Origin of the sequence: Ruegeria atlantica, assembly GCF_001458195.1 — a bacterium.
Lineage (GTDB): Bacteria > Pseudomonadota > Alphaproteobacteria > Rhodobacterales > Rhodobacteraceae > Ruegeria > Ruegeria atlantica.
This window is the reverse complement of the sequence record NZ_CYPU01000017.1, coordinates 106,372-119,483: the sequence shown is the minus strand read 5'-3', so window position 1 is coordinate 119,483 and position 13,112 is coordinate 106,372. Positions and strand designations below refer to the sequence as shown.

Below are 13,112 nucleotides of genomic sequence, written 5' to 3'. Positions count from 1 at the left end.
ACGGATTTTGTGAAAGCTTCAACGGTCGCATGAGGGACGAGCTGTTGAACGGGGAAATCTTCTACTCGCTCAGAGAAGCGCAGATCATCATCGAAGAATGGAGGAAGCACTACAACACCAAACGACCACACAGTGCACTGGGTTATCGCCCTCCGGCACCAGAAACCATCATCCCGATGGAACACAGGCCGATCATGCACTAACAATCACGTTGGACCCGTCAGATAGGGCTGCTCACCTGTCGCCCGGATGAACAACCAGAAAGGGAATTCCAGTGTGCAATGCAGCTTGAAAGTACCTTGCTTAAACAAGCGAGCAAATATAATATGTCTTGGTGCCTGATCATGGGTCCCTAAATACACTGAAATTGCTGATCGTGGTAACCACTCAGGAGACCCCCCTTCACGTGCTGCCTTCGCTTTTTAAACGTTTTGCGCACCGCGCGGTCTTTCCTGCGCCCCTGCCGGATACGCCAACCTGCGTGATTGGTGATGTGCATGGTTGCATAAAGCAGTTGCAGAATCTGTTACGTCAGATTCCAAGGGATCATCAGGTCATCCTTGTCGGAGATTATGTCGATCGCGGCGAAAACAGTGCTGACGTTCTGCGTCTGATCCAAGACCGCCCGGATTTCATCTGTCTGAAGGGAAACCACGAAGACATGATGTTGAATTTCCTGCGTGACCCTGAGGAACATGGCCCGCGCTGGCTGCACTATGGTGGCCTGCAGACACTTGCTTCATTTGATGTGCGGAACGTGCGCGCAGAGATGACCGCTGCCGAGCTGATCGCCTGCCGTGACAATCTGTTGGCGGAAATGGGACCTGAGCTGGTCCAATGGATCACGGAACTAAAGGCCTTTGACTATTCCGGAAACGTTCTTGTGACACATGCTGGCGCAAATCCGAATACGCCCGCCGATCAGCAATCCGAAAAAACCCTGATATGGGGCGACCCAGAATTTCGGACAACCGACAGGCGGGACGGCGTTTGGGTTGTTTACGGACACACAATTGTCGATCACCCCACAGCCCGGCGCGGACGGATTGCCGTGGATACCGGTGCCTTTGCCACTGGCGTATTGAGCGCAGTCTGCCTAGACGGTGGTGAGCCTAGATTCATCAGTGCCGGCTCTTAGCGAGTTTAACGCAAATACACTGTTGAAAAAACTCGAAAATTTTGAAGGTGCGCAGTTTCGGGCCCTCACCGGCGTTCGCGGCACAGGACATCCTTTTTTTCGGCCAAATCAAGCCGAGCCTTGTCAGGTCATGACGGTTTCAATAGGAAAATTAGGAACCGCGTCAAATTATTGAGCATTTTATGTTGATCTGTCCTGTCCTTCTTTGCGGGGGCTCCGGTACGCGCCTCTGGCCCTTGTCTCGAAAGAGCTACCCGAAGCAATTCGTTCCATTGGTCGGCGAAGAGACTCTGTTTCAGGCATCTGCCCGCCGGTTGTCAGGGGCAAACGCGGAATTGGAATTTGAACCGCCGGTGGTTCTGACCAACTCGGACTTTCGGTTCATCGTCGCGGAGCAACTGCAAGCTATCGGAATTGATCCCGGAACAATCATGATCGAACCTGAGGGTCGCAACACGGCGCCAGCGGTACTGGCGGCGGCACTGTATGCTTATGCCAAGGATGAGGCCGCTGTATTGCTGGTTGCCCCTTCCGATCACGTTGTACCGGATGCTGCTGAATTTCAGGCCGCTGTTGCCCGTGGTCTGGAGGCGATTGCGCAAGGCAAACTGGTGACGTTTGGCATTACTCCGACACATGCGGAAACGGCGTATGGATACCTTGAGCTGGCCGCTGGTTCGGGCGGTGACGGAGCGCCTGTTCCGTTGAAGAAATTCGTCGAAAAGCCGGATGTGGCCCGTGCGACCGAAATGCTGGAGGCCGGGAATTACAAATGGAACGCGGGGATTTTCCTGTTTCGTGCGGCGGATATCATCGCAGCCATCCAGGCCCACGCGCCCGATCTGATAAAGCCGGTCAAGGCAGCGGTGGAAAAAGCAAAGCAGGATCTGGGGTTCCTGCGCCTCAACCCTGAAAGCTGGGCGCAGGCCGAAGACATTTCGATCGACTTTGCCGTAATGGAAAAAGCAACAAACTTGTCGGTCGTGCCTTTCAGTGCTGCATGGTCGGACCTAGGCGGTTGGGACGCTGTGTGGCGTGAAAGTGGCCCGGACGCACAAGGCGTGGTGACCAGTGGGGAGGCAACGGCGATTGATTGCCACAACACCCTTTTGCGGTCGGACAGCGAGCAGCTGGAAATCGTGGGTATCGGACTGGACGCCATCATCGCCGTGGCGATGAATGATGCGGTTTTGGTTGCCGATGCATCGCGGGCGCAAGACGTCAAAAAGGCGGTGAGCGCGCTTAAGGAAAAAAACGCGCCCCAGGCAACGGAATTCCCAAAGGATCACCGCCCTTGGGGGTGGTTCGAAAGCCTGGTGGTTGGCGAGCGTTTTCAAGTGAAGCGTATCTATGTGCACCCTGGTGCATCGCTGAGCCTGCAAAGCCATTTCCACCGTTCCGAACACTGGATTGTTGTCGAGGGCACAGCCCGCGTGACTATTGATGATGGTGAGCAATTGGTGACCGAGAACCAATCTGTCTATATCCCTCTTGGGGCCATGCACCGGATGGAAAACCCTGGAACGGTCCCGATGGTCCTGATCGAGGTGCAAACTGGCACGTATTTGGGTGAGGATGATATCGTGCGCTACCAAGACAAATACGCGCGCGGGCAAGGGGCCAAAGGCTGAACCACGTCTGAGAGGTTTCAGTGTGACGTTCATTTACAATTGCGCGGCGGGTATCACCTGTTCTTCCGCGCAAATTTTCTAATTGATGTGCCAAACTGACGGCGCAACGCAGGGTGCAATTGAGGATCGTTAAGCGGATGTACCCAACGTGCCGCTGACTTGCGCGGACAGCGAGATAACCACAATGACGACCAATCCATCGAACAACCGGGGCTCCTGCCTGTTCGGCCTTGCGCGCGACATTTTCCCTATTGCCGCTTAAGACATCTCCGACCTGGCCGGTGTGCCAGTCGGTCTTTACGTCGAAACTGTCGTCGCGGTTGTTCTAACCTCTGCTCAGGGCGAAACTCGTACAATTTATGTATCGGATTTTGATTCTGCCGGTGGGTTTAACGCGCGTACATGCAACCGGCACCACACCATCCGGCATCCACGCGATGGTACTGGCTAAAACGCGGTCAAACCAAACAATCGCCTATCGAAAGGTGTAAACACCGCCTCTGTCGCTCCGGTCGGAGCAGCAGGTCTTCTGACATTCTACAGATTGCCACCCCGGTGGGACTGCACTCGCGCCAGTTTTCACCATCAAACAGCTCAGCTCGTTGGAGTTTGGCCGCAACAAAAAACAAATCAATCAGGTCATCACACAAAAGCGCGGAGCAAGTGAATACCATTTAGTCCGCGCCAAACAAATCCCGGGTAAACACCTTGCCTACGACATCCTCAAGTTCGGGGCTGTGCCGGTTGGCCACAATCAAATCGGCTTCGGACTTAAAGGCTTCGAGATCTGTTACGACCCGAGATCGGAAAAACTCGCCTTCCTCTAACGCCGGTTCATAAATAATGACCTCGACGCCCTTAGCTTTCAGCCGTTTCATGATGCCTTGTATAGAAGACTGACGGAAATTGTCGCTTCCGACTTTCATGACCAGCCGGTGGATACCAACGACGCGTGGGCCTTTCATCAGGATTTGATCAGACAAAAAGTCTTTCCGCGTCCGGTTCGCGTCCACGATGGCACGAATGAGGTTTTGCGGAACATGGCTGTAATTGGCCAACAGCTGTTTGGTATCTTTCGGAAGGCAATAACCGCCATATCCGAAGGACGGATTGTTGTAGTGGCTACCAATGCGCGGATCCAATGAGACACCTTCGATGATCTGGCGGGTGTTCATGCCACCGGCCATTGCGTAGCTGTCCAGCTCGTTAAAAAAGGCTACCCGCATGGCGAGGTAGGTGTTGGAAAATAGCTTTATCGCCTCGGCTTCATCCGGGTCGGTGAACAGGACATCCACATCTTTGGTCACGGCACCTTCAAGCAAAAGACCCGCAAATACCCGCGCCCGGTCCGAACGTTCGCCGACGATCACGCGGGACGGGTGCAGGTTGTCATGTAGCGCCCTCCCTTCACGTAGGAATTCAGGTGAGAAAATGAAGTTGTCGCTACCCAGATCGGCACGTAGCGCCTGAACGAAGCCCACGGGAATCGTCGATTTGATGACGACGGTGGCTTTGGGGTTGATCGCATTCACCTGCTGGGCGACGGCCTCGACACTGGAGGTATCGAAGTAGTTGGACTTGACATCATAATTCGTCGGGGTTGAAACAACGACGAATTCGGCATCTTCAAAAGCCGGTTCCGTAGTTGCCCTAAGCGAAAGCGCTCGGTTGGCAAGAAAGTCTTCCAGTTCGGCATCAACGATGGGGCACTGGCCGGAATTGACCATTTCTACCCGCTCTTTTGAAATGTCGATTGCCGTGACATCGTGGTTCTGTGCCAATAGCACCGCATTGGACAATCCCACATATCCGAGACCTACAACAGCAATCTTCATTCCTTTGCCCTCATATTCGCAAGCCAGTGAGTACTTCAACTGCTGTATTGCTTACCGAATGTAAATGCGCATGTGCGATTCGTCCTAGATACTAGCTTATGCATTGCCAATCGCCAGACATGGATCCGCTTTTATAAACACGACCATAGACACGGTCAGAGTTCCGGGTTTTCTGTGTCACCAAAGCGGTTGTCTTGTTAGGCTGATTCCATCCCGAACAAGAGCGTTTTTTCATGCTTTTTATCACGAACAGATTCCCGACCCAGAGTATTCGCACCCGTAAAGGACGCCGTTTTACCTTTGATCTGGACAACAACGCGCCTTCAAACTCTGTATTCTACTGTGAAAAGGGCGAAGATGAACATCACACCGAAATCACCAGCAAAGAGCTGTTGCGGCGGGTGCGTGACAACAAATGCCGCCAGATCCTGCTGTATCTTCACGGGTTCAATAACCTGCCCGAGGATGTGTTCGAAACCACGGCTGAGCTTCAGCGTCTGTGCGATCAGGCCAAACCCGGTGAAGTGATGGTGTTGCCTCTGATCTGGCCCAGCGACGCCAAGCAGGGGATCGTTCAGAAATACTGGGATGACCAGAAATCCGCAGACCAAAGCGGCTTTTCCTTTGCGCGGGTGCTGGAGCGTTTCCTGGAATGGCGCAACAGTGAGGATAACGAGCCCGAATCTGCCCCCTGCCTGAAACGGATCAACCTGCTGGCGCATTCGATGGGCAATCGGGTTTTGCGCCAGACGTTGATGGAATGGGATCGGTATGATCTGGCGTCGGGCGTGCCGCTGTTGTTTCGCAACACGTTCATGGTTGCCGCAGATGTCGTCAATGAAACCGTGCATGAACATGAGCCCGGTGTGCTGGTCAGCCATGCGTCGCGGAATGTGGTTGTTTATTTCGCATCCGACGATCTCGCGCTGCGGGCCAGCAAGGCAGCAAACCTCAAGAACAAAGTGGCGTCTCGCCGTTTGGGTCATACGGGGCCAGAGAATATCGATCGAACACCGCATAACATATTTCAGGTCGACTGTGACGATATCAATACGGCCTATGACACCCCCACCGGCCACAAGTATTTTGGTCCGGTTTCGCCGGGCGGCGAGGCAGGCCTGGTGTTCCGGCATATTTTTCAATGCGTCCAATCCGGGCGCGTTTTCCCGGATGATCCGCATCAGCGCTCGGTCATTCTGCGCTGAATCGGGTGTTCGCGATATGTCGGCTTTTCAAATTTGATCGGAAATCCAAATAGTTCACAATCTGGTGTTGCAACCTTCAGAATGATCTGGATGATCAGCACTACCAAGACCGACAAAACCGGTCTGCCGTTCCACGGAACGGTACTAACGAAAAAACGGGGAGATTATAATGATCCTGAAGAACTTGATGATCGCTGCCAGTGCGACCGCATTGATGGCGGGTGCCGCATCGGCGGAAACGCTGCGATGGGCACGTGCTGGTGACGCGCTGACGCTGGATCCGCACTCGCAAAACGAAGGCCCGTCACACACAATACGGCACCAGATGTACGAGCCGCTGATCATTCGCGACGTAACAGGCGCGTTTGAACCTGCGCTGGCGACCGAGTGGGGGCCCAAGGCGGATGACCCGAATGTTTGGGTCTTCAAACTGCGCGAAGGCGTGAAATTCCATGATGGCGCGGACTTCAACGCCGAAGACGTGGTGTTCAGCTTTGAGCGGGCCAAGCAGCCGAATTCGGACATGAAAGAGCTGATCGGTTCGATCACCGAAGTGCGCGCGGTGGACGATTACACAGTCGAGATCGTCACCGATGGTCCAAACCCGATCCTGCCGTCGAACCTGACTAACCTGTTCATTCTGGACAAAGGCTGGGCCGAGGCAAACAACACTGTCAATGTGCAGGATTTCGAGGGTGGCGAGATCACCTTTGCCACCACCAACGCCAACGGTACGGGGCCTTATGTCCTTCAAAGCCGCGAGCCTGACGTCAAAACCGTGATGGTGCGCAACGACAACTATTGGGGCATCGACCAGTTCCCCATGGAAGTGACCGAAATCGTCTATACCCCAATCCAGAACGCTGCGACCCGCGTGGCGGCGATGCTGTCGGGTGAGGTGAACTTCCTGCAGGATATGCCGGTTCAAGACATTGACCGCGTCAATGGCGCCGATGGCCTGATGGTCAAGCAAGCACCACAGAACCGTGTGATCTTCTTTGGCATGAACCAGGGTGCGGACGATATCGAAGCAGACAACGTAGACGGCAAGAATCCTCTGGCCGATGTGCGTGTGCGTCAGGCGATGTCGATGGCGATCAACCGTGATGCGATCAAGCAGGTCGTTATGCGCGGCCAGTCGCAGCCTGCGGGCATGATCGCACCGCCTTTCGTGAACGGCTGGACCGAAGCGATGGACGGCGAATCCGCCACTAATCTGGAAAAAGCCAAGGAACTGATGGCAGAGGCAGGTTATGCCGATGGCTTCTCGCTCCGGTTGGACTGCCCGAATGATCGATACATCAACGATGAAGGGATCTGTCAGGCGGCCGTTGGGATGTTGGGCCAGATCGGCGTGACCGTGAATCTGGACGCAAAGCCCAAGGCGCAGCACTTCCCGCTGATCACCGACGGCAAGACTGACTTCTACATGCTGGGTTGGGGTGTTCCGACATATGACTCGGAATACATCTTCAACTTCCTTGTCCACGGTCGCGAAGACGACATCGGCACATGGAACGGAACCGGCTATCAGGACGACGCGCTGGACACGAAGATCAAGTCGCTCGCTTCGAACACCGACTTAGACGCCCGGAATGCCGACATCGCGGACATCTGGCGTGTGGTGCAGGACGAAGCGCTTTACATCCCCATTCATCACCAGGTTCTGAACTGGGGCATGGCCGACGGTGTGGGTATCGACGTGGATGCCGAAGACCAGCCCAAGGTCAAATACTTCACTATCAAATAAGTCAAATCTGTTGACGGTTAGACAGGGCGCGATTTTCGCGCCCTGTTTTTTGTTGCGATCTGGGATTTCCTTGCGCATGCGGCAAAAACCAAGAAAACTCGACCACGGAAACAGGGAGACATAACAATGATCCTCAGGAACAGCGCCATTGGCATTGCAATGCTGGCTGCCACCAGTGTTCAAGCTGCAGATTTCAAATGGGCCTCGACCACCGACCCGCAAACCATGGACCCGCACGCGGTCAATTCGGCTCCGGTTCTGGGATTTCTTAACAACGTCTACGAAGGACTGGTCCGCCGCGACAAGGACATGAGCGTTCAGCCCGCCCTGGCCGTCAGCTGGGAGCCGATTGGCGAAGGCGACGGCTGGCGCTTCAAGCTGCGTGAGGGCGTGACCTTTCACGACGGCAGTACCTTTGACGCGCAGGACGTTTTGTTCAGCTATCAACGCGCCTCGGGCGAGGCCGCGGATACGCGCAGCTGGTTTGCGCCCATCAGTGAAGTCATCGTCGTTGACGATTATACCGTAGACTTCATGACGACCGCGCCGAACCCGTTGTTTCCATCCTCGATTGCCAACTGGATGATAATGGATCAGGGCTGGACCGAAGCCAATGATGCCGCCGTTCCGGACAAAGAGGCCGGAAATTTTGCGACCATCAACGCCAATGGCACCGGGGCATTCAAGGTCACCGAGCGTGAGCCTGGCCTGAAAACCGTACTGGAACCCCACGAAGGTTGGTGGGGCGACGTCGAACACAACATCACCCGCGCCGAGTTTAACCCGATCCAGAATCCCGCAACCGCCGTTGCGGCGTTGTTGTCGGGCGATGTGGATATGATCAACCCGGTGCCAATCCAGGACGTCGCGCGCCTGCAAGAAGACAGTGATGTCGAAGTCATCAAGGGGATCGAGGCCCGCGTGATCATGCTGGGCTTTGATCACGAGGCTGAGACGCTGAAGTATACCGACGATGAGGGCAAGCCCAACCCGTTCCGCGACCCGCGCGTCCGCAAGGCAGTGGCGCAGGCCGTGAATGTCGATGCCATTCTGGCCACCATCATGCGCGGCAATGCCGAAGCGGCCTCGCAATTGGTGAGCCCAGCCATGAGCGGCTATTCTGCGGCCCATGCCGAACGTCCCGCATTTGACGTTGAGGGTGCCAAGGCTCTGCTGGCCGAGGCAGGATACGCGGATGGATTCTCATTTGGACTGAAATGCCCCAATGACCGCTATCTGAACGACGAAGCGGTGTGTCAGGCAGTTGTCAGCATGCTGGCCCAGATCGGGATCACGGCTGAGCTGGAAGCGATGCCTGTGCGCAATTACTGGCCCGAGCTGCGCGAGGATAACTATGACATGTACCTGCTGGGTTGGAGCCCGGGCACATTTGACGCCGAGCATCCCGTCCGGTTCATTGTCGCGACCCCGAACGAAGAGAAAAAGCTGGGCAGCTGGAACTTCGGCGGCTTCTCGAACGCACGCGTGGATGAACTGCTGCCTGCCATCCAATCCGAGCTGGATGAGACTAAGCGTCAGGCCATGCTGGACGAAGTGGCTAAGATCATTCAGGACGAACAGGTCTATGTGCCCATGTATGTGCAGCCACTGGTCTGGGGCACGCGCAGCAATGTCGAGCTGACACAGCGCCCCGACAACTTCTTTTTGCTGCGCTGGGTGACAGTAAACTGAAGACGTTTTAGCATTGGATTGGCGAGGGCCGGTTCGGCACCGCCAATCCGCATCGTACCCTGCTCAAAGCCGATGACGCAGGAAATAAGGATCGCTCTGATACCATCCCGTTAGCGATACCTTGACCATTTAGCCGACCCGTGCATAGAGAAGCGGATCAATGGGGAAAGTGAATGTTCGCATATATCGTCCGAAGGATGCTCCAATCCGTGATCGTACTGCTGGTCGTGGGTCTGGTCGCATTCTCTATGTTCCGGTTTGTCGGCGATCCGATCGACAACATGCTTGGTCAGGAGCGTACGCAAGCCGATATCGACCGGCTGCGGGCTGAACTGGGGCTGGATCAGCCGTTTCCGGTTCAGTACTACAAGTTCCTGAAAAATGCCGTTCAAGGCAATTTCGGTGTGTCTTATCGTCAGGGACGTCCTGTCTCGACCATCATAGCCGAGCGCGCGCCGGCCACGCTGGAACTGGCTTTTGTTTCCGGCTTTCTGGCAATCACAATGGGGATTGCGCTGGGCGTGTTCACAGCCATCCGACGACAAGGGATTGCTGCGAATGTCATCATGACCGTTTCCCTGATCGGGGTGTCCCTACCGACCTTCCTGATCGGGATCTTATTGATCTACATTTTCTCGGTTGAATTAGACCTCTTACCCAGCTTCGGGAGGGGCGAGACCGTTATGATTGGCAACTGGTCCACCGGCTTCTTGACGACTTCTGGCCTCAAGGCGCTGATCCTGCCCGCGATTACGCTGGGTCTGTATCAGATGACCCTGATCATGCGCCTGGTCCGGTCGGAAATGCTTGAGGTGTTGCGCGCCGATTATGTCCGGTTTGCACGCGCTCGCGGTTTGTCGGACCGGGTGATCAACTTCCGCCACGCGCTTAAGAACACTATGGTTCCCGTGATCACGATCACCGGTCTGCAGCTGGGCTCGATCATCGCGTTCGCCATCATCACCGAAACGGTGTTCCAGTGGCCGGGCGTTGGCCTGCTGTTCATCAACGCGATCCAGTTTGTCGATATCCCTGTCATGGCCGCTTATCTGATGTTGATTTCGGTCATGTTCGTTTCGATCAACCTGATCGTCGATCTTCTTTATTATGCCATTGACCCGCGCCTGCGTGTCGACGCGAGGGCCACATGACCGATACCATCGAAACCCCGACCGCCCCAACCAAATCGCGATTTACCAAGTTCTGGGACAGCGATTTTGCGTGGTCCTTCCGGCATTCTCCGGTTGCCTTGATCGCCTCACTGGTGGTGCTGATCCTTTTGCTGGCCGCCGTTTTTGCCCCGGTCATCGCACCCTATAATCCGTTTGATCCGGCATCGCTGAACCTGATGAACGGCTTTACGCCGCCGGGCACGCCCAATGCCTTTACGCAGGAAACCTTCTTTTTGGGGACCGACGATCAGGGACGCGACGTATTCTCGACCATTCTATATGGCATGCGCATCTCATTGTTTGTCGGCGTGTCAGCCGTGATGCTGGCGCTGATCATAGGTGTCATCCTTGGGCTGGTTGCAGCGTATTTTGGCGGTTGGGTCGAGACGCTCATCATGCGGATTGCCGATGTGCAGCTGACCTTCCCGGCCATTCTGGTTGCGATGCTCATCTTTGGTATCGCCAAGGGCGTCACGCCTCCCGAATACCGCAACGAAATGGCGATTTATGTTCTGATCATCGCAATTGCCCTGTCTGATTGGGTGCAATTTGCGCGGGTCGTACGCGGCGCTGCGCTGGTGGAAAAGAACAAGGAATACGTACAGGCCGCCCGTCTGATCGGGCGCGGGCCAATTCCGATCATGTTCCGCCATATTCTGCCCAATGTCCTCAGCCCGGTTCTGGTTATTGCCACGATCTCGCTGGCGCTGGCAATTATCGCCGAGGCAACGCTCAGCTTTCTGGGCGTGGGTGCGCCGCCGACCCAGCCGTCGCTGGGAACACTGATCCGTATCGGACAGGGCTTCCTGTTCTCGGGTGAGTGGTGGATCCTGTTCTTCCCGGCCTGCACCCTTCTGGCGCTGGCCCTGTCTGTCAACCTGCTGGGCGACTGGCTGCGCGACGCGCTGAACCCCAAGTTGCGGTGATTACATGAGCCTTCTGACGATCAACGACCTGACGGTCGAATTCCCGACGCGCCGCCAATTGTTCACCGCCGTGGACCACGTGGACCTGTCCGTTGAACCGGGCGAGATCCACGGTCTGGTGGGCGAATCCGGTGCGGGCAAATCCACAATCGGAGCGGCCATCATGGGTCTGCTGGACCGGCCCGGCCGGATTGCCAGCGGCACCATCAAGCTGAGCGGTGACCAGATCAGCGGTCTGGATGCCGTCGCAATGCGCGGCCTGCGCGGCAAGAAAATCTCGATGATCTTCCAGGATCCTCTGACCTCGCTGAACCCGCTGTTTACCGTGCGCGAACAGCTGACCGAGACGATCCAGGCCCATCTGGGCGGAACGGATGCCGAGGCGAACCAGCGTGCCCGTGATCTGATCGACCGGGTGGGCATTCCTGACCCGGACACGCGGCTGGACCAATATCCGCACCAGTTCTCAGGCGGGATGCGGCAGCGTGTGGTCATCGCTCTTGCGCTGTGCACCGAGCCGGACGTGATTATCGCGGATGAACCGACGACGGCGTTGGACGTGTCCGTTCAGGCGCAGATTCTAGACCTGATCAAAGAGCTGGCGCTGGAACGGCAGGTTGGCGTTATCCTGATCACTCACGACATGGGCGTTATCGCGGATACCACGGACAAGGTGACGGTCATGTATGCGGGCAAGGTGGTGGAAACCGGCCCGACGTCTCAGGTCATGGGTAAGCCCACGCACGAATACACCAAGTCGCTGATCGCCGCCGTTCCGCGCCCGACTCTGAAGCTGCACCGCTTTCCGCAGATCAGCTATGGTGGGCGCGAGACCCGTTTTGCCATCGACGATATGGCCCGGCACTGGCCTAAGGTGGACAATGACACCAGCAAACCGGTGTTCGAAATCCGCAATCTGACCAAGAAGTTCCTGCAGCGCAAAGGCCTGCTGCCGTGGGACCGCACTTATTTCACTGCCGTTGACGATGTCAGCTTTGACATCCGTGCGGGTGAGGTGTTCGGGGTCGTGGGTGAATCCGGCTCTGGGAAGTCTACCATCGCGCGGATGATCGCGGGGCTGTACCCGGTTGATGGCGGTACGATCACCTTTGAGGGGCAGGTGGTTAGTGATCTGACCAACAGGGCCGCGTTGGATGCCTATCGCAAGAACATCCAGATGATCTTCCAGGACCCTTATTCGTCGCTGAACCCCCGGATGCGGGTCGACGATATCGTGGCCGAACCGATCCGCCATCATAAGCTGATGGAAGGGTCTGACATCAAGCGCCGCGTGAACGAGCTGTTGGATCAGGTCGGGCTGGGCCATGAGGCCGGGCTAAAATACCCGCACGAATTCTCGGGTGGTCAGCGACAGCGGATCTCGATTGCCCGCGCGCTGGCGACGCAGCCGCGGTTCCTGATCTGTGACGAACCGACCAGCGCCCTGGACGTGTCAATTCAGGCGCAAATCCTGAACATCCTGAAGGATTTGCAGGAGCATCTGGGTCTGACGCTGCTATTTATCAGCCACGACCTTCCGGTGGTGCGTCAGATGTGCGACCGGGTGGCCGTGATGAAGCAGGGCAAGGTGGTTGAACTTCAGGAAACCAACGAACTCTTCGCCAATCCGCAGACCGAATATGCAAGCGAGCTGCTGCGGTTGATGCCGAAACTGGACGATCTGTCGACGGACGGGCTAGAGGCCGAGATCTAATTCCAAAAACCCAATTGCCCGTCACGCGGGCAATTGGGTGTGCATATAC

The 13,112-nt window shown here is 56.1% G+C and carries 10 protein-coding genes; 9 read left to right on the top strand and 1 reads right to left on the bottom strand.

Features of this window, described 5'->3' with window-relative positions:
- The 3 genes from RUA4292_RS04900 to RUA4292_RS04890 all read left to right on the top strand — a co-directional run.
- The coding region (locus tag RUA4292_RS04900; RefSeq protein WP_145974872.1) for an integrase core domain-containing protein at positions 1–203 on the top strand (203 nt) is incomplete at its 5' end.
- A gap of 203 nt (positions 204–406) precedes the next feature.
- Positions 407–1,138 carry a metallophosphoesterase family protein gene (locus tag RUA4292_RS04895; RefSeq protein ID WP_233493353.1) on the top strand — a complete coding sequence of 244 codons (732 nt, stop codon included), beginning with the start codon at positions 407–409 and terminating at the stop codon, positions 1,136–1,138.
- Positions 1,139–1,320: 182 nt separating this feature from the next.
- A complete protein-coding gene (locus RUA4292_RS04890) occupies positions 1,321–2,769 on the top strand; it encodes a mannose-1-phosphate guanylyltransferase/mannose-6-phosphate isomerase (RefSeq protein WP_058276575.1) in 1,449 nt (482 codons plus the stop codon).
- A 674-nt stretch (positions 2,770–3,443) separates the two neighbouring features.
- Here RUA4292_RS04890 and RUA4292_RS04885 read toward each other — a convergent pair.
- The gene (locus RUA4292_RS04885; RefSeq protein ID WP_058276574.1) at positions 3,444–4,604 is read right to left on the bottom strand and encodes a nucleotide sugar dehydrogenase; all 1,161 of its coding nucleotides are present in this window, start codon (positions 4,602–4,604) and stop codon (positions 3,444–3,446) included.
- A gap of 233 nt (positions 4,605–4,837) precedes the next feature.
- Between RUA4292_RS04885 and RUA4292_RS04880 the strand changes: the two genes are divergently transcribed.
- The 6 genes from RUA4292_RS04880 to RUA4292_RS04855 all read left to right on the top strand — a co-directional run bounded on the left by RUA4292_RS04880 (position 4,838) and on the right by RUA4292_RS04855 (position 13,063).
- Positions 4,838–5,809 (top strand): alpha/beta hydrolase, encoded by a 972-nt coding sequence (locus RUA4292_RS04880; RefSeq protein ID WP_058276573.1) that lies wholly within the window; start codon positions 4,838–4,840, stop codon positions 5,807–5,809.
- Between the two features lie 169 nt (positions 5,810–5,978).
- Positions 5,979–7,559, top strand: a complete 1,581-nt coding sequence (locus RUA4292_RS04875; RefSeq protein ID WP_233493352.1) for an ABC transporter substrate-binding protein — start codon at positions 5,979–5,981, stop codon at positions 7,557–7,559.
- Between the two features lie 126 nt (positions 7,560–7,685).
- On the top strand, positions 7,686–9,251 hold the full coding sequence (locus tag RUA4292_RS04870; protein ID WP_058276572.1) for an ABC transporter substrate-binding protein: 1,566 nt from the start codon (positions 7,686–7,688) through the stop codon (positions 9,249–9,251).
- A gap of 173 nt (positions 9,252–9,424) precedes the next feature.
- Positions 9,425–10,402 carry an ABC transporter permease gene (locus RUA4292_RS04865; RefSeq protein WP_058273052.1) on the top strand — a complete coding sequence of 326 codons (978 nt, stop codon included), beginning with the start codon at positions 9,425–9,427 and terminating at the stop codon, positions 10,400–10,402.
- Positions 10,399–11,349, top strand: a complete 951-nt coding sequence (locus RUA4292_RS04860) for an ABC transporter permease (protein WP_058276571.1) — start codon at positions 10,399–10,401, stop codon at positions 11,347–11,349. Before RUA4292_RS04865 ends, RUA4292_RS04860 begins: the two co-directional genes overlap by 4 nt.
- Positions 11,350–11,353: 4 nt before the next feature.
- Positions 11,354–13,063 carry an ABC transporter ATP-binding protein gene (locus RUA4292_RS04855; RefSeq protein WP_058276570.1) on the top strand — a complete coding sequence of 570 codons (1,710 nt, stop codon included), beginning with the start codon at positions 11,354–11,356 and terminating at the stop codon, positions 13,061–13,063.
- Positions 13,064–13,112 lie beyond the last annotated feature (49 nt).

Coding starts and splice junctions, on each gene's coding strand:
- RUA4292_RS04890 (WP_058276575.1), top strand. CDS start 1,321: ATGTTGATCTGTCCTGTCCTTCTTTGCGGGGGCTCCGGTACGCGCCTC.
- RUA4292_RS04885 (WP_058276574.1), bottom strand. CDS start 4,604: ATGAAGATTGCTGTTGTAGGTCTCGGATATGTGGGATTGTCCAATGCG.
- RUA4292_RS04880 (WP_058276573.1), top strand. CDS start 4,838: ATGCTTTTTATCACGAACAGATTCCCGACCCAGAGTATTCGCACCCGT.
- RUA4292_RS04875 (WP_233493352.1), top strand. CDS start 5,979: ATGATCCTGAAGAACTTGATGATCGCTGCCAGTGCGACCGCATTGATG.
- RUA4292_RS04870 (WP_058276572.1), top strand. CDS start 7,686: ATGATCCTCAGGAACAGCGCCATTGGCATTGCAATGCTGGCTGCCACC.
- RUA4292_RS04865 (WP_058273052.1), top strand. CDS start 9,425: ATGTTCGCATATATCGTCCGAAGGATGCTCCAATCCGTGATCGTACTG.
- RUA4292_RS04860 (WP_058276571.1), top strand. CDS start 10,399: ATGACCGATACCATCGAAACCCCGACCGCCCCAACCAAATCGCGATTT.
- RUA4292_RS04855 (WP_058276570.1), top strand. CDS start 11,354: ATGAGCCTTCTGACGATCAACGACCTGACGGTCGAATTCCCGACGCGC.